Source organism: Pseudomonas sp. PICF141, from assembly GCF_002286815.1.
GTDB lineage: Bacteria > Pseudomonadota > Gammaproteobacteria > Pseudomonadales > Pseudomonadaceae > Aquipseudomonas.
Genome location: NZ_MUNM01000083.1, coordinates 109,996 through 128,459, shown reverse-complemented (window position 1 = coordinate 128,459; position 18,464 = coordinate 109,996). Strand labels below are relative to the sequence as shown.

17 protein-coding genes and 1 pseudogene are annotated in these 18,464 nt (G+C 61.3%); 12 read left to right on the top strand and 6 right to left on the bottom strand.

Annotated elements, in window-relative coordinates:
* Positions 1–56: 56 nt before the first annotated feature.
* A complete protein-coding gene (locus BZL43_RS24870; protein ID WP_095634729.1) occupies positions 57–224 on the bottom strand; it encodes a DUF2897 family protein in 168 nt (55 codons plus the stop codon).
* A 379-nt stretch (positions 225–603) separates the two neighbouring features.
* On the opposite strand from BZL43_RS24870, the gene kdpF reads away from it, so the two are divergent.
* The 6 genes from kdpF (at position 604) to BZL43_RS24835 (ending at position 8,644) form a co-directional block, all read left to right on the top strand.
* A complete protein-coding gene (kdpF, locus tag BZL43_RS24865) occupies positions 604–693 on the top strand; it encodes a K(+)-transporting ATPase subunit F (RefSeq protein WP_007899818.1) in 90 nt (29 codons plus the stop codon).
* Positions 694–701: 8 nt separating this feature from the next.
* Positions 702–2,411 carry a potassium-transporting ATPase subunit KdpA gene (kdpA, locus tag BZL43_RS24860; RefSeq protein ID WP_095634728.1) on the top strand — a complete coding sequence of 570 codons (1,710 nt, stop codon included), beginning with the start codon at positions 702–704 and terminating at the stop codon, positions 2,409–2,411.
* Positions 2,412–2,423: 12 nt separating this feature from the next.
* Entirely contained in the window at positions 2,424–4,481 is a 2,058-nt protein-coding gene (kdpB, locus tag BZL43_RS24855) for a potassium-transporting ATPase subunit KdpB (RefSeq protein WP_095634727.1), read from the top strand.
* A gap of 78 nt (positions 4,482–4,559) precedes the next feature.
* Complete coding sequence (gene kdpC / locus BZL43_RS24850) at positions 4,560–5,105, top strand: potassium-transporting ATPase subunit KdpC (RefSeq protein WP_095634726.1); 546 nt, start codon at positions 4,560–4,562, stop codon at positions 5,103–5,105.
* A 149-nt stretch (positions 5,106–5,254) separates the two neighbouring features.
* Positions 5,255–7,906 (top strand): sensor histidine kinase KdpD, encoded by a 2,652-nt coding sequence (locus BZL43_RS24840; RefSeq protein ID WP_095634724.1) that lies wholly within the window; start codon positions 5,255–5,257, stop codon positions 7,904–7,906.
* 48 nt (positions 7,907–7,954) lie between these two features.
* Positions 7,955–8,644, top strand: coding sequence for a response regulator (locus BZL43_RS24835; protein ID WP_095634723.1), 690 nt, complete (start codon positions 7,955–7,957; stop codon positions 8,642–8,644).
* 113 nt (positions 8,645–8,757) lie between these two features.
* Here BZL43_RS24835 and BZL43_RS24830 read toward each other — a convergent pair whose 3' ends face one another.
* Positions 8,758–9,798: a patatin-like phospholipase family protein gene (locus tag BZL43_RS24830; RefSeq protein ID WP_095634722.1), complete on the bottom strand. Its 1,041-nt coding sequence runs from the start codon at positions 9,796–9,798 to the stop codon at positions 8,758–8,760.
* Between the two features lie 245 nt (positions 9,799–10,043).
* On the opposite strand from BZL43_RS24830, the gene BZL43_RS24825 reads away from it, so the two are divergent.
* From BZL43_RS24825 to BZL43_RS24815, 3 genes are all read left to right on the top strand, one after another.
* The gene (locus tag BZL43_RS24825) at positions 10,044–10,322 is read left to right on the top strand and encodes a hypothetical protein (protein ID WP_095634721.1); all 279 of its coding nucleotides are present in this window, start codon (positions 10,044–10,046) and stop codon (positions 10,320–10,322) included.
* 44 nt (positions 10,323–10,366) lie between these two features.
* Entirely contained in the window at positions 10,367–11,134 is a 768-nt protein-coding gene (locus tag BZL43_RS24820) for a CHAD domain-containing protein (RefSeq protein ID WP_095634720.1), read from the top strand.
* Between the two features lie 132 nt (positions 11,135–11,266).
* Positions 11,267–12,064, top strand: a complete 798-nt coding sequence (locus BZL43_RS24815) for an acyl-CoA thioesterase II (RefSeq protein WP_095634719.1) — start codon at positions 11,267–11,269, stop codon at positions 12,062–12,064.
* Between the two features lie 19 nt (positions 12,065–12,083).
* On the opposite strand, the pseudogene BZL43_RS24810 reads toward BZL43_RS24815, so the two are convergent.
* The 3 genes and pseudogenes from BZL43_RS24810 to BZL43_RS24800 all read right to left on the bottom strand — a co-directional run.
* Positions 12,084–12,344, bottom strand: a pseudogene (locus BZL43_RS24810) (terminase); the annotation flags it as partial.
* 216 nt (positions 12,345–12,560) lie between these two features.
* Positions 12,561–14,042, bottom strand: a complete 1,482-nt coding sequence (locus BZL43_RS24805; RefSeq protein ID WP_095634718.1) for a methyl-accepting chemotaxis protein — start codon at positions 14,040–14,042, stop codon at positions 12,561–12,563.
* Between the two features lie 277 nt (positions 14,043–14,319).
* Positions 14,320–15,129 (bottom strand): TatD family hydrolase, encoded by an 810-nt coding sequence (locus BZL43_RS24800; protein ID WP_095634717.1) that lies wholly within the window; start codon positions 15,127–15,129, stop codon positions 14,320–14,322.
* A 238-nt stretch (positions 15,130–15,367) separates the two neighbouring features.
* Between BZL43_RS24800 and BZL43_RS24795 the strand changes: the two genes are divergently transcribed.
* From BZL43_RS24795 to BZL43_RS24785, 3 genes are all read left to right on the top strand, one after another.
* Positions 15,368–16,789 (top strand): transglycosylase SLT domain-containing protein, encoded by a 1,422-nt coding sequence (locus tag BZL43_RS24795; RefSeq protein WP_095634716.1) that lies wholly within the window; start codon positions 15,368–15,370, stop codon positions 16,787–16,789.
* Between the two features lie 103 nt (positions 16,790–16,892).
* A complete protein-coding gene (locus tag BZL43_RS24790) occupies positions 16,893–17,327 on the top strand; it encodes a DoxX family protein (protein ID WP_095634715.1) in 435 nt (144 codons plus the stop codon).
* A gap of 259 nt (positions 17,328–17,586) precedes the next feature.
* On the top strand, positions 17,587–17,895 hold the full coding sequence (locus tag BZL43_RS24785) for a hypothetical protein (RefSeq protein WP_095634714.1): 309 nt from the start codon (positions 17,587–17,589) through the stop codon (positions 17,893–17,895).
* A 33-nt stretch (positions 17,896–17,928) separates the two neighbouring features.
* Here BZL43_RS24785 and greB read toward each other — a convergent pair whose 3' ends face one another.
* Positions 17,929–18,426 carry a transcription elongation factor GreB gene (gene greB / locus BZL43_RS24780; protein ID WP_095634713.1) on the bottom strand — a complete coding sequence of 166 codons (498 nt, stop codon included), beginning with the start codon at positions 18,424–18,426 and terminating at the stop codon, positions 17,929–17,931.
* Between the last annotated feature and the right edge of the window lie 38 nt (positions 18,427–18,464).

The window sequence follows — 18,464 nt, the reverse complement described above, 5'->3', positions numbered from 1 at the left end:
GCCACAGGGATGGGGGTGCGCAAAAATAAACCCGCCAGTTATGGCGGGTTTATTTGTCAGCGGTCCTGCGCATCCTTGGCATCCGCTTCGGCATTGCGTTCGGCGACGCGTTTGCGTTGCTCTTCGGTCAATTCCACCTTGTGGGCGGTGTCGCGCAACAGCATCAGACCGCCAACGATAGAGCCGATGGCAACGATCAGAATCAACCAGGCATACCAGGGCATAACGGCTCTCCTTAAGGGCAGGCCGGTGGGCGAGGGTTCGCCGATCGATCCTGCGTATCACTTTTGAGCGATGAAATTTCGCAGTGGTTCCATTCTAGGCCTGTTATGTCCCGTTCATCCGGCCACGCTTCAAAAACTTGCACATTCCCCCGTAGGAGCCCGCTCTCACGAGGATATGCGTTTATCGATACACCACCGTCCCCTGTGGGAGCGGGCTTGCCCGCGATGAGGCCCGACCGGACACCGCTGTAACAAAACCATCCCCCCACTCTTTACGCTTTATTTATGCCCCGCCACACCCCTCGATCTCGCGCCTTTACAGCCTCCCTCCCGACAATCACTGCACACGCGGCAATACGCCGTAACACGGAGAATTTCCATGAGCGTTCTGGACGGAGTGTCGCTGCTATTGGCGGTGGGGCTGTTCATTTATCTGTTGGTTGCGCTGTTGCGCGCAGACCGGAACTAGGAGCGGCTATGCACAGTTATGACTATTGGCTGATCCTCGCCTTCTTCGCCGTGGTGCTGATCCCGGCACCGTTTCTGGGGCGCTTCTACTACAAGGTGATGGAAGGGCAGCGCACCTGGCTGTCGCCGATCCTCGGGCCGGTGGAGCGGGGGTGTTATCGGGTGGCCGGCGTCGATCCGCAGGCAGAGCAGAGCTGGCAGAAATACACCCTGGCCTTGCTCGCCTTTAACCTTGCGGGTTTTTTGCTGTTATTTTCGATCCTGCTGTTTCAGGATTATTTGCCGCTCAATCCGCAACATTTGCCGGGGCAGGAATGGACGCAAGCGTTCAATACCGCCGTCAGCTTCATGACCAATACCAACTGGCAGTCCTACAGCGGCGAAGCGACCCTCAGCTACCTGAGTCAGATGGCCGGCCTCACCGTGCAGAACTTCGTCAGCGCTGCCACCGGCCTGGCGGTTCTGGTTGCACTCTGTCGAGGTATAGGGGGGCGCGGCATCGGCCGCAAATCCACCAAAAACCTGGGCAACTTCTGGGTCGACATGACCCGCGCCACCCTCTACGGCCTGCTGCCGCTCTGCCTGCTGCTGGCGCTGTTTCTGGTGTGGCAGGGCGTGCCACAAACGTTCGCCCACTACGTGAACGCCGTGACGATGCAGGGCGTCGATCAGGTAATCCCGCTCGGCCCGGCCGCCAGCCAGATTGCGATCAAGCAACTGGGTACCAACGGCGGTGGCTTCTTCGGCGTCAATTCCGCGCACCCGTTCGAGAACCCGACGGCGTGGAGCAACCTGTTCGAAGTCGCTTCGATCATTCTGATCCCGGTGGCGCTGGTGTTCACCTTCGGCCATTACGTGAAAGACCTGCGTCAGAGCCGCGCAATCATCGCCTGCATGCTGGCGCTGTTTTTGATCGGCGGCGCGACGTCGCTGTGGGCTGAATATCAACCGAACCCGACCCTGGCCAACGTCGCCGTCGAACAGACCGCGCCGCTGGAAGGCAAGGAAGCGCGTTTTGGCACCACTGCCACGGTGCTGTGGTCGGTAACCACCACGGCGGCGTCGAACGGTTCGGTCAACGGCATGCACGACAGCCTCAACCCCCTGAGCGGCATGGTCGCGATGATCAACATGATGGTCGGCGAAGTGATTTTCGGCGGCGTCGGGGCCGGGCTCTACGGCATGTTGCTCAACGTGCTGATCGCGGTATTCCTCGCCGGGCTGATGATCGGCCGCACCCCGGAATACCTCGGCAAGAAACTGCAAGCCAGGGAAGTCCAGTTGCTGGTGGTGACCTTGCTGGTGATGCCAGTCGGCGTGCTGGTGCTCGGCGCGATTGCTGCCAGCCTGCCTGGCCCGGTCGCGGCGGTCAGTAACCCCGGTGCTCACGGTTTCAGCCAGTTGCTGTACGCCTACACCTCGGCCAGCGCCAACAACGGTTCGGCGTTTGCGGGATTTGGGGCGAACACCGCGTTCCACAACCTGATGCTGGGGCTGGGCATGTTGATCGGGCGCTTCGGCTACATCCTCCCGGTACTGGCCCTGGCCGGCAGCCTGGCGATGAAGAAAACCGCACCGATCGGCCAGAACAGCTTCCCGACTCACGGCCCGCTGTTCGTGGTCCTGTTGACCGTGACCATTTTGCTGGTGGGTGGTTTGACCTTCCTGCCGGCACTGGCGTTGGGGCCTGTTGCTGAACACCTGAGCTTGGGCTTCTAAGGGGAATCCATGATGAATATGCCCGCAACTAAAGCCGCCGTCGTCAAGGCGCCGGAACAACCGAAAACCGCGATCTCGGCCCTCTGGCGCCCGGCGCTGGTGCAAGCGTTCGTAAAACTCGACCCACGGCAATTGCAACGTGCGCCGGTGATGCTGGTGGTGGAACTGACCGCGATTCTGACCACCGTGCTGTGCTTCATTCCCGACAGCGCCGTGCCGACTTTCGTCGCCGCGCAAATCGCCTTGTGGTTGTGGTTCACCGTGTTGTTCGCCAACTTCGCCGAAGCGCTGGCCGAAGGTCGCGGCAAGGCCCGTGCCGACAGCCTCAAGGCCGGCAGCGAAGGCTTGAGTGCCCGGCGCAAAAACGCCAATGGCAGCTTTCAGGTAGTGCCCGCCACCAGCCTGCGCAAGGGCGATGTGGTGCGCGTGGAAGCAGGGGAAATGATCCCCGGTGACGGCGAGGTGATCGAAGGCATCGCGGCGGTCAACGAAGCGGCGATTACCGGTGAGTCGGCGCCGGTGATTCGGGAGTCCGGCGGCGACCGCTCGGCGGTCACCGGCAACACTCGGCTGGTGTCCGACTGGCTGCTGGTGCGCATCACCGCCAACCCCGGGGAGTCGACCCTCGACCGCATGATCGCGCTGGTCGAAGGCGCCAAACGCCAGAAAACCCCGAACGAAGTGGCGCTGGATATCCTGCTGATCGGCCTGACCCTGATCTTTCTGCTGGTGGTAGTGACCCTGCAACCGTTCGCCCACTTCGCTAACGGCAGCCTGCCGCTGGTGTTCCTGGTGGCGTTGTTGGTCACGCTGATTCCCACCACCATTGGCGGTTTGTTGTCGGCCATCGGTATCGCCGGGATGGACCGTCTGGTGCGCCTGAACGTGATCGCCAAATCCGGTCGCGCCGTGGAAGCGGCGGGGGACGTGCATGTCCTGCTGCTGGACAAGACCGGCACCATCACCTTCGGCAACCGTCGCTGCTCCGCGGTCTATGCCGCGCCGGGTGTCACTGCCAGGGAACTGGCCGAAGGCGCGTTGTTTGCCTCCTTGGCCGATGACACGGCTGAAGGCAAATCCATCGTCGAGTACCTGCGCGGTCTTCATCCGCAACCCGAGCCGTCCGCCGAGGTGCTGACCGCTGTGCCATTCAGTGCTGAAACCCGCTTGTCTGGGGTCGACTATCAAGGTCGGGTCTATCGCAAAGGCGCGGTGGATTCGCTGCTGACCTTCGTCGGCCTCAAACGCGCCGATCTGGCCGCGCCTCTGTCCCGGGAAATCGACAGGATCGCCCAGAGTGGCGGCACGCCGTTGCTGGTCTGCGTCGATGGCAAATTGCTCGGTGTCATTCACCTCAAGGACGTGGTCAAGCCCGGCATTCGCGAGCGTTTCGCCGAACTGCGCAAGCTGGGGATTCGCACGGTCATGGTCACGGGCGACAACCCGTTGACCGCCGCTGCGATTGCTGCCGAAGCGGGCGTGGATGACGTACTGGCCGAAGCCACGCCGGAGAAGAAACTGGCACGCATTCGCCACGAGCAGAACGACGGTCGCCTGGTCGCCATGTGCGGCGATGGCGCCAACGACGCCCCGGCCCTGGCTCAGGCGGACGTGGGCATGGCGATGAACGACGGTACGCAAGCGGCACGGGAGGCGGCGAACATGGTCGACCTCGACAGCGACCCGACCAAGCTGTTGGACGTGGTGCAAATCGGCAAGGAATTGCTGGTGACCCGCGGTGCACTGACGACCTTTTCCATCGCCAACGACGTGGCCAAGTACTTCGCGATCCTGCCGGCGCTGTTCGCCTCGATCTACCCGCAACTGGGTGTGCTCAACGTCATGCATCTGAGCAGCCCGCGCAGCGCGATCCTGTCGGCGATTGTGTTCAACGCCTTGATCATTGTGGTGCTGATTCCGCTGGCACTGCGCGGTGTGCGGGTACAGGCGGTGAGCGCGGCGGCGTTGCTGCGGCGCAATCTGCTGATCTATGGCCTGGGCGGGCTTCTGGTGCCGTTCGTGGGCATCAAGGCGATCGACATGCTGTTGACGGCGTTGCAGCTGGTTTGAGGTTGATCTGCGTGTGCGGTTTTTTTGTGGTGCAGTAGCTTCCAGACCTGAGTTTTTTATCGAATCGAGGATTTTGAAATGTCCACATTGATACGTCCGGCCCTGAGCCTGTTGTTGCTGATGACCCTGATCACCGGCGTCGCCTACCCGTTGGTGGTCACCGGCGTCGCCCAGGTCGCTTTCCCGGACCAGGCCAATGGCAGCCTGGTGCGCGACGCTGATGGCAAGGTTCGCGGCTCGTCGCTGATCGCCCAGGATTTCGTCGGCGACGGCTGGTTCCACCCACGGCCATCGGCCGGTGCCTTTGCCACCGTGTCGAGCAGCGCCAGCAACTTCTCGCCCAGCAATCCGGCGCTGGCCACTCGGGTGATCGACGAGGCCAATAAATTGCAGGTGGCTGGCCAAGGCCCAGTGCCGTTGGCGATGCTGACCACCTCCGGCAGCGGCCTCGATCCGCACTTGCCTCCGGCTGCGATTGCCTATCAACTGGCGCGTGTCGCGACGGCGCGCAATCTGCCGGTGGCTACGCTTGAGCAATTGCTGGATGCGCACATCGAGCAGCCGTTGGTGGGGCCGCCGGTGGTGAATGTGTTGGCGCTGAATAGGGCGCTGGAAAAGTTGTAAAGGTCAAAAGTTTGGAAAGGATCGTTCCCACGCTCTGCGTGGGAATGCATCTATGGACGCTCTGCGTCCGCTTCGGATGGGACGCGGAGCGTCCCGGGCTGCATTCCCACGCAGAGCGTGGGAACGATCAATTAGAGAGAACTTCAAGCATGAGTGACTCCGGCCGCGCCGATGCGCTGTTAGCAAACCTGCCCCGCGATGGCCGTGGCCGGCTCAAGGTGTTTCTCGGCGCAGCCCCCGGGGTCGGCAAGACCTACGCCATGCTGCAAGCCGCCCACACCCAACTGCGCCAGGGCGTGAAAGTCATGGCCGGGGTGGTCGAAACCCACGGTCGCGCCGAAACCGAAGCGCTGCTCAGCGGCTTGCCGCAGCAGCCGTTGGTGCGCTCGGAATACCGCGGCGTGATGCTCGAAGAAATGGACCTCGACGGTCTGCTGGCCGCCAGACCGAAACTGGTGCTGGTGGACGAACTGGCCCACAGCAACGCCCCCGGCAGTCGACACGCCAAACGCTGGCAAGACATTCAGGAATTGCTGGCCGCCGGCATCGATGTGTTCACCACGGTCAACGTCCAGCATCTGGAAAGTCTCAACGATCAGGTGCGCGGCATCACCGGCGTTCAGGTGCGCGAAACCTTGCCGGACTGGGTGCTGCAAGAAGCCTACGAATTGCTGCTGATCGACTTGCCGCCGCGTGAATTGCTGGAGCGTTTGCGCGAGGGCAAGGTCTACGTGCCGGAGCAGGCGCGAGCGGCCATCGATGCCTTCTTTACCCAGACCAACCTCACCGCCCTGCGCGAACTGGCGATGCAAACCGCCGCCGCTCAGGTCGATAACGATCTGGCCCAGGGTTATCGCCAGTTGGGGCAGGCCGCACCGGCGGTGCGCGGTCGTTTGCTGGTGGGCGTCGATGGCGATGCTCAGGCCGAGCGGCTGGTGCGTCACGCCAGTCGTGTGGCCCAGCGGCGGCATCTGCCGTGGAGCCTGGTGCATGTGGACAACGGCCGTGTGCGCGACGAGCAATCGCGACTGCGCCTGCAAAGCGCCCAACAACTGGCCGAACGCCTCGGTGGTGAAGTGGTGTTGCTGCGCGCCGGTGAGGTGGCCAAAACCCTGATCCAGCACGCCGCTGAACGACGCGCCAGCCTGGTGCTGGTGGGCCAGTCACGCCAGCGTTGGCGTCGACGGTTGTTCGGCGGCGGTCTGGCGTCACGTTTGCTGCGCAATGCTCGCGGATTGGAAATTAATGTGCTCGACAGCGATCAGGAACAGCATCAACCGCGCCAACGCTCGGCGCAGTCGCTGGTCTGGTTCGACTACGCATTGGCGCTGGTGGCGACAGTGCTTGCCACTGCCTTGGCCTGGGCGGTTTCGAGCGTCTTGCCGTTGCCCAACATTTCCCTGGTGTTCCTCGCGGCCGTGTTACTGGTGGCGGTGCGCAGCAGTCTCGGCCCGGCCTTGGCCTGCGCGGCACTGTCGTTTCTGACCTATGACTTTCTGTTCATCCCGCCGAACTTCTCTTTCAGCATCCAGCGCGAAGAAGACGTGCTGACCTTGCTGTTCTTTCTGCTGATGGCGGCCCTCACCGGCAACCTGGCGGCGCGGCAACGGCGGCAATTGCAGGCGTTGCGCGACACCCAGGAAGAAACCAGCGAACTGCTCGATCTGTCGCGCAAACTCACCGCCGCCACCGACCGTCAGGCTGTGATCAGCGCTGCGGCGCAGCACCTCAACGGCTGGGCGGGCCTGAAACTGTGCCTGCTCAATCGCGATGGCCAGAGCGGCTGGAAAGTCGAAACCGGCGGGCCGCTGGAGTTCTCCGAAGCCGAGCGCGCTGCCGCCGATTGGGCTTGGCAACATGATCAACCGGCCGGCGCGGGCACTGGTACGTTGCCGTTCGGGCGCTGGTGGTGGTGGCCTCTGTCGGTGGACGATGGACCGTTGGCGCTGCTCGGTGTGTGCGCCAAAGAAGGCCAGACCCTGAGCGGCCAGCGGCGGCGCTTGTTGACCGCGTTGAGCCAACCGCTGGCCCAGGCATTGGCCCGCGCGCAATTGGCCGATGACCTTGAGGCGGCACGTTTGCATGGCGAAACCGAGCAATTGCGCAGCGCGCTGCTGGCGTCGGTGTCCCACGATTTACGCACGCCGCTGACCTCCATGCGCGGCAGCATCGACAGCCTGCTGGCGCTGGGCGAGGCGATTCCGTTGGAGGACCGCCGCGAACTGCTCGAAGGCACCCGCGATGAAGCCGAGCGGCTGGATCGCTACATTCAAAACCTGCTGGACATGACGCGCCTCGGGCACGGCGCCCTGAAGCTTTCGCGGGACTGGGTGTCACCGGCCGACATCGTCGGCAGTTCGCTCAATCGTCTGCGTGCGGTGCTGGCATCGTTGCAGGTCATCACCGACGTGCCAGCCGAGTTGCCGCTGCTGTATGTGCATGCCGCGTTGATCGAGCAAGCACTGGTCAATGTGCTGGAAAACGCCGCGCGTTTCTCGCCGCCCCGCGGGCGCCTGGAATTGCGTGCCGGGGCCACTGACAGCGAGCTGTTTTTCTCCGTCAGCGATGAAGGGCCGGGGATTCCCGAGGAGGACCGGGCGAAGATTTTCGACATGTTTTACACCGCTGCTCGCGGCGATCGCGGCGGGCAGGGCACCGGGCTGGGGCTGGCGATTTGTCAGGGCATGGTCGGTGCCCATGGCGGGCGGATCAGCGTCGCCGACGGTATCGGCGGACGCGGCACCTGCATCACGCTGCACCTGCCATTGCAAACTCAGCCGGGACTGGACAGTGAAGCCTGATCTCGCCTGCGCTACTCTCTTGCCACTTCTTTGTGTTGATGTGAATTCATGAGCCAGACCGCGACCATTTTGGTCATTGACGACGAACCGCAGATCCGCAAGTTCCTGCGCATCAGCCTGGTTTCCCAAGGCTACAAAGTGCTGGAGGCCGGCACCGGCACGGAAGGCCTGGCCCAGGCCGCATTGAACAAACCCGACCTGCTGGTGCTCGACCTCGGCCTGCCGGACATGGACGGCCAGCAGGTGCTGCGCGAGTTTCGCGAGTGGTCGACGATGCCGGTGCTGGTGCTCTCGGTGCGCGCCAGCGAAGGGCAGAAAGTCCAGGCTCTGGATGGCGGCGCCAACGACTACGTGACCAAGCCGTTCGGCATCCAGGAATTTCTGGCCCGGGTGCGCGCCTTGTTGCGTCAGGCGCCGACGGGTGAGGCCCAGCAAGCGGCGCTCAGCTTCGGCCCGCTCACCGTCGACCTGGCTTATCGCCGGGTGCTATTGGATGGCGCCGAAGTGGCGCTGACGCGCAAGGAATACGCGGTACTGGCGCAACTGGCACGGCATCCGGGGCGGGTCATCACCCAGCAGCAATTGCTCAAGGACATCTGGGGGCCGACCCACACCGAAGACAGCCATTATCTGCGGATTGTGGTGGGGCACTTGCGGCAGAAACTGGCGGATGACCCGACTCGGCCACGGTTTATCGTTACCGAAGCGGGGGTTGGGTATCGGTTGCTTGATGCCTGATCATTCCCACGCTCTGCGTGGGAATGCCGCCATGGACGCTCTGCGTCCGCTTTTGTGACGCGGAGCGTCACAGGATGCATTCCCACGCAGAGCGTGGGAACGATAGTCAGGCCTCAAGATTCCCGCTCATTCTCATAGCGATCCAGCGTATCCCGCGCAATCTCACGCCCCAGCGCGATCAACTCCGGCGCCTTGTAGAACTCGAAAAACCGGCACACCCGCTTGGGCACGTTGATCAGGATATCCGGCGGATAGCCGGCAATCTTGTACTGCGCCAATGAGGTCTGCATGACCTCGAAACTCTGGTTGATCAGGTCCAGCAAGGACGCCGGCCCGACGTTGTCGATGATGAACGAGCCGGTGGCGGATTTCGGTGCGCCGTTGCTTTCCGGGGCCGCCGCCGGTTGCTGGCCTTCGGGCTCGGCGGATTCGATCCACGGATTGATATCGGCCGCTTCGGCCATCAACGCTTCCTTTTCCAGCAGCAGCAATTGTTCGGCCTGTTTGCGGCGGAAGGGCAATTTCGAACCCAGTGAGTTGATCAGGCTGTCGAAGCGGGTCTTGAACGCGGCCGGGCGCTGGATCACTGGTAATTGATAATGACGCTGGTTGGTGGAGTTGAGGTTGACCGCGATGATGAGGTCGCAATGGCTCGACACCACCGGCACGATCGGCAACGGGTTGAGGATACCGCCGTCCACCAGCATACGATTGCCCTGCATCACCGGCGTGAACAGGCTGGGGATCGCCGCCGAAGCGCGCATGGCTTGGTGCAGGCAGCCTTCCTGAAACCAGATTTCCTGCTGATTGGTCAGGTCCGTGGCCACCGCCGTGTAAGGAATGCGCAGGTCTTCGATGTTGATTTCGCCAACGATCTTGCGGATCTGCCCGAAGACTTTTTCCCCGCGAATTGCGCCCAGGCGAAAGCTCACATCCACCAGACGCAACACGTCCAGGTAATCCAGGCTCTCGATCCAGTCGCGGTAATCCTTGAGTTTACCGGCGGCATAGATCCCGCCGACCACTGCGCCCATGGAGCAACCGGCGATGCAGGCGATGTCGTAGCCGCGTCGTTCGATTTCTTCAATGACGCCGATATGGGCGTAGCCCCGGGCGCCACCCGAGCCCAACACCAGTGCGACACGCTTTTTCATGAATCGACCTCTCTGACAAGGTTCAACAATGCACCCATCGAGGGGCACGCTTCAATTGCTATGGTCGTTCGAGGGGGCCGGTGCGTCGTTTTTTGACACTGTGGAGAGGCGAATGGGTATTCTCGCCGGTCGTATGCTTCCACAGCATGTTTCCACGGCATGTTTCCGCGGCGGGCCCAAGGCACTTTTCACGTGCCAGACCGTCTTACGTGCATGCATGTTTACCTATCGTTGAGGTGTGAGTAATGAAAGTCTGGATCTGTGTGCCCTTGATTGCCTTGGCACTCGCCGGTTGTGCCGGTAAAACCGCTTACCGTGACAGCTGTGGTAACCAGCTCGACGCCGCCTGGCGTGAACTGGATCTGGCCAAGGTCGAGGGCTTTGCCGGGACTGTCAGCTACTCCAAGGCATTGTCGTTGTTGACCGGCGCCAAGACCCAGCAGCAATTCGAAGCGTACGAGGGTTGCACCAAGAAGGCCGAGAAGGCGCGCTTCTACATTCGTGAATCTCGCGCCGGCCGTTGAAGCATGCTATAGCCAATGGGGGAATACGATTCACGGAGCAAGCGATGTCTGCCTTGGTTGATCGGTTGGTGGCTCACGTTCTGAGCCTGGACATTCGCCTGCTCGCCTGCCAGGCACGCTTGAGTGCCCGTACCGACGCTGAAGCGCTGCACGATCTGCGCACCACCGTGCGGCGTTTGCGCAGCTTGCTGCGGCCCTTGCGCGGTTTGCCCGGGGTCGAGCAACTGGAAGCGGCGGCATCCCGGGTCGGTGACCTGACCACGCCGTTGCGTGATCGCGAAGTGCTGGCGGCCTACCTGCTCCAGCACGATCAACCCGAGGCCGCGCACCGGCGTATGGTGCGGATGCACGAGGTTTATCCCGTCGTCGCGGCAAGCCCGGAAGTGGCGCAGATGCTGATGATCCTCGATGCCTTTCCGCGTTTCCTGCGGGCTTCCCAGCGTCAGGGTTTGCTCAAGGGCTTGCGCAAGCGCATCGAAAAACGCCTGGCCAAACAATGGAAGAAACTCGACCAGGCCCTGCATGATCCCGCCCATGACCGCCATCGCCTGCGCCTGCTGATCAAGCGTGTGCGCTATGGCATCGAAGCCTATCCCGAACTGGACCGCTTGCCCAAAGCGGCCCTGCCCAGACTGAAATCCGCGCAGGCGGCCTTGGGCGATTGGCACGACAGCTGGCAGTGGCTGGAGCGCGCGAAAGAAGAGCCCGATTTGCAGCCCTGTGTCGCGACCTGGAAAACCACCTTGGCCGAGGCCGAAGCGCATGCCGACCGCGTGCTCGACAAACTGAGCGCCGACTGCTTCAAATCCTGAACACCCACCGCTCCTACGGGGTTGCGGCGTCATCCGGCCTATCTGTCAGGTTCTTTGGCCGGAATAAGCGCTGTGTCTATTTTGTGCGCTGGTTAAGATCGTTCCATCCATTTTCATGCCTCTGAGGTTCCCATGCACTTTTCCGATCTGCTCGACGCTGTACGCAGTCAGCCGCAGGAGCTGTCTATTCCGGCCGAATGGGGCCAGGGCCGGGCGAGTTTTGGGGGGCTGATAGCCGCCTTGCAATACGAGGCCATGCGCGCAAAAGTCCCGGCGGATCGTCCGGTGCGTTCGCTGGCCATCACCTTTGTCGGCCCGGTCGAGCCCGATGTGCCGGTCAGTTTTGAAGTCGATGTGTTGCGCGAAGGCAAAGCCGTCAGTCAGGTACTGGGCCGGGCAATACAGAAGGGGCAAGTGGTGACGTTGGTCCAGGGCAGCTTCGGCGCCTCGCGACCTTCCGAAGTCGCGGTCACGGCCAATGCTGCGCCTGAGATGAAGCACTGGGACGACTGTCAGGAAATGCCCTATATCAAAGGGGTTACTCCGGAATTCATGCGTCATTTGGCAATGCGCTGGAGTGTTGGTGGCCTGCCGTTCACCGGCAATACCTCCCGCGACATGGGAGGTTGGGTGCGCTTGCGTGGAGAAGGGAAGGACGAAGTGGTCAGCGAGGCGCATATTCTGGCGCTGGTCGATGCCTGGCCGCCGTCTCTGTTGTCACATCTGAAGAAACCGGCGGCAGGCAGCACGCTTACCTGGACCATCGAATTCGTTCAGCCATTGCTCGCATTCAGCACGCTGGACTGGTGCAAGTACCTGGTGGAAATCGAGTATGCCGCAGACGGCTACGGGCACGCCGCCGCAAAACTGTGGAGCGAAGACGGTCAGTTGATTGCCATGAGCCGGCAGACAGTCACGATTTTCGCCTGATTCCTGATCAATGACGACGGTCTTTGCGATCACTGAACGGCTCGTCGGCTTGCGCCTCCAGGCGGTGGCCGTGACGCTTGAGGCCCAGGGCGGCGATCAGGCCGATTATGCCAATCGCGATGCTCGCCGGATCCCGGCTGAACACCCCCGAAACCATCAGTAAAAACGCCACAATGAACAGCGGCACGGCAATCCGGTGCAACACCCGGTGGGGCGGATCCTGATGATGCGGGTAGGTTCGCCATTGCCAGGCGGGGAAGTTGGGATGACGTTTGCCCATGATGCTTGTCCTTTATTCGTGAGGCGCTTGAATAAAGAATAGGCCCGGCAAAAGCGGTCGACGAATCAAGGCTGGCTATCGGCGCAATAGGTGTGATGGTCAAGATCGATGTTGCTCGATCTGACGCCTTCGCGGGCAAGCCCGCTCCCACAGGTAATGCGCAAATTTTAAAATAGCGCTAATCCTGTGGGAGCGGGCTTGCCCGCGATGAGGCCGTCACAGTTTCAGCTGACCTATGGCCTTGCTCAATTCCCCCGCCAGCATCGCCAATTCATTGCTGGTGATCGCCGAATTCACGGTCTGCTGCACGGTGTTTTCGGTGACGTCGCGAATGCTCACCACCGCCCGATTCATCTCCTCCGCCACATGGCTCTGCTGCTCGGCCGCCACTGCGATCTGCGTATTGCTTTCACGCATTTGCGCCACCGCGCCGGTGATCTCGGCCAGGGCCACGCTGGCTTCCTGAGCCTGCTGCATGCAGTCGTCCGCCTTGTACGAGCTTTCCTGCATGAAGTCCACGGCGTCCCGAGTGCCGGCCTGCAGCGCTGAAACCATGATGGTGATCTCGTCGGTAGACGCCTGAACTCGCTTGGCCAGGTTACGCACCTCATCGGCGACCACCGCAAACCCGCGACCCATTTCACCGGCCCGGGCCGCTTCGATGGCGGCGTTAAGGGCCAGCAGGTTGGTCTGTTCGGCGATGCTGTGGATCACGCTGACCACGCCGTTGATTTTCTGACTGTCCTCGGCCAGACGCTGAATCATCTCGGCCGTTTGCTGCACACCGATGGACAATCCGCCAATCGACTTCTGCACCCGAGTGACCACTTCCTGGCCGCTGCCGGCCAGGGTGTCGGCCGTTTGCGAGAGGTCGCGGGTGGCGCCGGCGTGCTGGGCGATGTGATGGACCGTGGCAGTCATTTCGTTTATCGCTGTGGCGGCCTGATCGGTTTCGCTTTGCTGACCGAGCATGCCGTGACGCACCTCGTTCATGCTCGAAGCCAGCCGCGCGGCCCCGACATCCAGTTGCCGCGCGGTGCTGGCGACGGTGTTGACTACCCGCTGGTAACCGGCCTGCATGGCGTTGAAGGCGTTGGCCATCTGCCCGACTTCATCCTTGCAAGCCAGCGGCACACGGGCCGACAGGTCGCCGCTTTTCTCGACATGCAGCATCACGTCTTTCAACGTGTTGAGCTGGCTGAGCAGGAAGCGGATCAACAGTTGCGAGGCGCCGAGCATTGCCAGCATCAGGATGAATACCGCTACCGCATAGTGGGTGAAGCGTTCGCCGAACACTTGGCTCAGGCTCGGGCCATGGGCAATCACCGCAACCTGTTGACCCTCGGGGCGAGTGAATACCTCGGCGCCCATCAACGGGTTGTCACCGAACAGCGGCAAGGTGTTGATTTCGGTCCAACCCTGGTTACCCGTGAGCTCCAGCAGCGGTTGCCCGTTGAATAACGGTGCCTGGCCGCGATTGAAGGTCAACAGGTTATCGGCCTTGGGCAGCGGCTGCCCGGCGGGCCAGGCCTGGAGCAACCGCGCCTGAGCCTGGGCCGACGCTTGGGCGGCGTGGCTGCGGGCTTGTTGTTCAAGCTGCACCGCGTACAACACCAGCAACAAAGTGGTGACGAAGGCAACGGCGTTGACCGCCCAGAATTTGTATTTCAACGAGATATTGCTAAGCCAGGCACCCATGGAGGTCTTCTCTGATAGCGGAAACAGTTTTGGCAAGGTGCCAGCATTGTGCCGCTATTCAGGGATGCAGATGTTGATGCAGGTCAACGAGCACAGCCTATCCAAATGTGTGGCGAGCCTGTGTGGCGAGGGGGTTTGCCCCCGTTGGGTCGCGAAGCGGCCCCAAAACCTGCAATCGCGGTGTATTAGGTACACCGCATGCAATGGTTTACGACTGCTACGCAGCCGAACGGGGGCAAGCCCCCTCGCCACATACCGCTCCCACAGGGAATTGTGGTTACTGGGGGATCGAAGGCAGCCCGTAGAATGCCCGTGCGCATGCTGTGGTGTGGTTTGCCAGGTCTTCCTGGCTTTCCCCGCGATGCAACGCCACCTCACGCAACACTTCAGTCAGGTACGCCGGCTCGTTGCGGCCATTTTTCGGCTTGGGGCGCAAACTGCGGGGCAGCAGATACGGCGCATCGCTCTCCAGCATCAAGCGCCCGCGTTTAATCTCCTTGACCATTGGATGCAGGTGCGTGCCCCGGCGCTCGTCACAAATCCAGCCAGTGATGCCGATGTGCAGATCCAGATCGAGGTAACTGAACAGCGCTTTCTTTTCGCCGGTGAAACAGTGCACCACGGCCGCTGGCAACTGGTCGCGGTAATCACGCAGGATCTCCAGCAATCGTTGGCTGGCATCGCGTTCGTGCAGAAATACCGGCAATTGCAGTTCGACCGCCATTGCCAAATGTTCTTCCAGGACTTTTTCCTGTTGCGGGCGGGGCGAGAAATCACGATTGAAATCCAGGCCGCATTCACCCACGGCCACCACGTTCGGCTCCTTGAGCAAACTGCGCAGACGCTGAGCGCTGTCGGCGTTCCAGTCGCTGGCCGAGTGCGGGTGAATACCGGCCGTGGCGAACAGCCGTTGAGCGCTTTCGTCCAGTTGCTGGCACAACTCCAGCGCCTGTTCGCTGCCCTCGACGCTGGTCCCGGTGAGCACCAGTTGGCAGACCCCGGCCGCATAGGCGCGGTCGAGCACGGCCTGGTGTTTGTCGGCGAAACTGGGATTGGTCAGGTTGACGCCGATATCGATGAGTTGCATGGTGCTACCTCGGACCAAAGGCCGGAAAGCATATCAGAGCTGTAGATTTATAAGAAAAACCAAGAACTACAACGAGTTAAAACTGTCTGTTGAGGCCCGCGCGCGAGGTCGGGTTGGTGGATTTGCAATCACTGTGCCACTCTCACGCACTTTGCTGGCGCTTCAGGCGCTCCTGTTTCTGTCGCTCGACATCGTGAAGTTATCCATGAAGTCGACCCGTATTCTTTCCGGAGAGTGGATGATTCGTCCCTCGGTTTTGCTACTGCTATGTTGTTCGTTGCTGCTGCCCATGCCGGCGGTCGCACGTCTAGCCGGGCCGTTGCAAGCCGTGCCGGCGGCCAAGGTCCGCGACCTGGCGGAAATTCGCAGCAGTCGTGTGTTGCGGGTGTTGGTCAACCAGAGCCGCAACAGCTCCGGTGAAGTCCAGGGCCAGGCCATCGGCGTCGAATATCACCGCTTGCGTGCTTTCGAGCAATACCTCAATGGCCATGCCCGCGATGGCCAGGAAATCACCCTCAAGATCATCCCCAAAGCCAAGGACCAACTGCTCGGCGCGTTACAGCGCGGGGAGGGTGATCTGGTTGCGCCGGGGGAATTGCTCGATCCGCAACCGGGCCTCGCTGTCAGTACCAGTCAGCCGGTTTCCAGTAACGTGCCGTTGCTGCTGGTGGGAATCAAAGGCGAACGACGTTACACCCGTCTCGAACAGCTCTCGGGCAAAACCCTCGCGCTGCCCACCGGCAGTGCCGCCGGGGATGCGGTCAGTCAGATCAATCAGAAGCTCGCGCTGCACAAACTGCCGCCGGTGCAGATCGAATGGGTCGATCCCAGCCTGGCGGTCGAGGACGTGCTGGAAATGGTCCAGGGCGGAATTTTTCATCTGACGATTGTCGAGCAACCGATTGCCGAACGCTGGGGCAAGATCCTGCCCAAATTACGCTTCGATCGACAGGTCGTTATCAGCGAGCCAGGCGAGGAATACTGGTTCGTGCGCCGCGACGCCTCGATGCTGCGTTCGAGCATCGATCGCTTCCTGACGACATACAAGAAACCGTCGGACCAGGATGCGGCGTTCATGCGGATCTATCGGCGCCTGTATCAAGTGCACTATCCCTTGGCCAAGGCTGATCGGCAGCGCCTGGAAAAACTTCGACCGGTGCTGCAGAAACACGCTGAAGCCCAAGGCATAGACTGGCTGAACCTGGCGGCGCTGGCCTTCAAGGAATCGGCGCTGCAACCCAACGCCAGAAGTGGCAGCGGCCCCACCGGCCTGATGCAAATCACCCCGTCCGCCGCCCAACGGGTGGGTGTCAGCAACATTCAGAACCTGGACGCCAATGTGCAGGCCGGGGCCAAGTACCTGGCGATGATCCGCCGCAAGTTTTTTGCCAGCCCCAAACTCAATGAGCGCGAGCGCATGGCGTTCGTGCTGGCGGCTTACAACATGGGACCGGAGCGGGTTCAAGGTATGCGCACCGAAGCCCGGCGGCGTGGCTTGAATCCTAATCAGTGGTTTTTCCAGGTCGAGCGCATCGCCATGGAGCAGGTGGGAATGGGGGCTGTCAGCTATGTTAATAGCGTGAACAAGTATTACTTGGCGTTCGATCGGGAGCGGGAATCGTTGGAGCCCCAGGGACAAAAAGTGGTCTCACGGAAATGATCGACTAAGCTGATTGTTATGGTGCGTTTTTTGCGCTTTTAACATGAGTTTTTCTGATTAATATAGCGGCCAACCAACACACATTCACAATGGATGACACAGCATGAGCACTCTGATCAACAAGGTACTATTCACTCGCGCGGGCTACGGTCTGACGATTCTGCGAATTTTCGTCGGGATCATCTTCGCAGCCCATGGCGCCCAGAAACTCTTCGGGGCATTCGGCGGCTACGGCATTGCCGGCACCGCGCAGTACATGGAAAGCATTGGATTGGCGCCGGGCAATGTCATGGCAATCCTGGCCGGTGGTACCGAGTTCTTCGGCGGTCTGGCGTTGATCATCGGCTTGTTGGCACGCCCGGCAGCGCTGGGGCTGACCTTCCTCGCGCTGGTGGCTATTTTCACGGTACACATCAGTAACGGTCTGTTCATGACCAACAACGGTTATGAATTCGCCCTGGCTTTGCTCGGTGGCAGCCTCGCGGTGCTGATCGAAGGTGCAGGCAAGCTGTCGGTCGACCGCGCCATCACCAACTGATCCCCTGGTTCAACGAAAAGGCCTGCATTGTGCGACGCACTGTGCAGGCCTTTTTTGTTGCGCGCGATTCTTGACACTGTCCGGTCAGCTTCTCTAGGATGCTGCCCATGCGCCGATTTAAACAGCTACTTGCGGGGCGCCAGGTGACTCATTCAGTTGCCGATAGAAGCTTGAAGCAGGCTTCGAAATACCGCTAAAGCGCTGGTTCGGTGTTGCCTCTCACCTGCCATGCAGACTTTTGAGGCAGAGACACGACACAATGAATGCATTAAGCCCCGTTATACGCCCCGCGCCGATCACGGCACACCTCACCCAGCGCAATCCAAAAATCCTGCTTGGCGGTAAACATCAGCCGACGCTTCTGCGTTACCTCGACGGCTGGCCACGTCGTACCGGTGGACCCGCTGCCTTCCTGATTCAGTTTGTCGACGATGGCGAGTCACTGGCACGGTTTGCCAACGACAGTTTCGATCTGGCGGTGATTCTGGCACCCGGCATCGAGGACGCGCCGGAAGTGATCCGGCAGCTGACTCGCGTGGCACGCCAAGGGTTGATTACCCGTCGCTGAGATTCAGAGCGCTGCGGCTCAGAGCGTCGCGGCTCAAAAATAGTCGATCGCCACGATATACACGAGTTGTTCACCGGTCGGTGTCTGGACCCGCACTTCGGCATCCAGTGCCTTGCCGATCAAGGCGCGCGCCAACGGTGAGTCGATGCTGATCAGGCCCAGTTTAAGATCCAGCTCATCCGGCCCGACGATGCGATAGCGCGATTCTTTGCCGTCTTCATCTTCAATCGTGACCCACGCGCCAAAGTAGACCTTGTTCGGGTCGCTGGGCTTTTCGCTGACCACCTTGAGTGCTTCCAGGCGTTTGGTGAGAAAGCGCACGCGACTGTCGATCTCGCGCAGCATCTTTTTGCCGTAGGTGTACTCGGCGTTTTCCGAGCGATCGCCCTGTGCCGCCGCCTCGCTGACCGATTGCGTGACTTGCGGTCGGCGCACATGCCAGAGTTCATGGAACTCGGCCCGCATCCGCGCTTCACCTTCGGGGGTAATCAGCGCGGTGCCAGCGGTGCGGGGAGGGCGATAACGGCTCATGGCGACTTCTATATAGTTGAATGCGTGTCAGGGCCCTT

Excerpts from the sequence above, each read along its gene's own strand:
- BZL43_RS24870 (WP_095634729.1), bottom strand. The coding sequence starts at position 224 with ATGCCCTGGTATGCCTGGTTGATTCTGATCGTTGCCATCGGCTCTATC.
- kdpF (WP_007899818.1), top strand. The coding sequence starts at position 604 with ATGAGCGTTCTGGACGGAGTGTCGCTGCTATTGGCGGTGGGGCTGTTC.
- kdpA (WP_095634728.1), top strand. The coding sequence starts at position 702 with ATGCACAGTTATGACTATTGGCTGATCCTCGCCTTCTTCGCCGTGGTG.
- kdpB (WP_095634727.1), top strand. The coding sequence starts at position 2,424 with ATGAATATGCCCGCAACTAAAGCCGCCGTCGTCAAGGCGCCGGAACAA.
- kdpC (WP_095634726.1), top strand. The coding sequence starts at position 4,560 with ATGTCCACATTGATACGTCCGGCCCTGAGCCTGTTGTTGCTGATGACC.
- BZL43_RS24840 (WP_095634724.1), top strand. The coding sequence starts at position 5,255 with ATGAGTGACTCCGGCCGCGCCGATGCGCTGTTAGCAAACCTGCCCCGC.
- BZL43_RS24835 (WP_095634723.1), top strand. The coding sequence starts at position 7,955 with ATGAGCCAGACCGCGACCATTTTGGTCATTGACGACGAACCGCAGATC.
- BZL43_RS24830 (WP_095634722.1), bottom strand. The coding sequence starts at position 9,798 with ATGAAAAAGCGTGTCGCACTGGTGTTGGGCTCGGGTGGCGCCCGGGGC.
- BZL43_RS24825 (WP_095634721.1), top strand. The coding sequence starts at position 10,044 with ATGAAAGTCTGGATCTGTGTGCCCTTGATTGCCTTGGCACTCGCCGGT.
- BZL43_RS24820 (WP_095634720.1), top strand. The coding sequence starts at position 10,367 with ATGTCTGCCTTGGTTGATCGGTTGGTGGCTCACGTTCTGAGCCTGGAC.
- BZL43_RS24815 (WP_095634719.1), top strand. The coding sequence starts at position 11,267 with ATGCACTTTTCCGATCTGCTCGACGCTGTACGCAGTCAGCCGCAGGAG.
- BZL43_RS24805 (WP_095634718.1), bottom strand. The coding sequence starts at position 14,042 with ATGGGTGCCTGGCTTAGCAATATCTCGTTGAAATACAAATTCTGGGCG.
- BZL43_RS24800 (WP_095634717.1), bottom strand. The coding sequence starts at position 15,129 with ATGCAACTCATCGATATCGGCGTCAACCTGACCAATCCCAGTTTCGCC.
- BZL43_RS24795 (WP_095634716.1), top strand. The coding sequence starts at position 15,368 with ATGATTCGTCCCTCGGTTTTGCTACTGCTATGTTGTTCGTTGCTGCTG.
- BZL43_RS24790 (WP_095634715.1), top strand. The coding sequence starts at position 16,893 with ATGAGCACTCTGATCAACAAGGTACTATTCACTCGCGCGGGCTACGGT.
- BZL43_RS24785 (WP_095634714.1), top strand. The coding sequence starts at position 17,587 with ATGAATGCATTAAGCCCCGTTATACGCCCCGCGCCGATCACGGCACAC.
- greB (WP_095634713.1), bottom strand. The coding sequence starts at position 18,426 with ATGAGCCGTTATCGCCCTCCCCGCACCGCTGGCACCGCGCTGATTACC.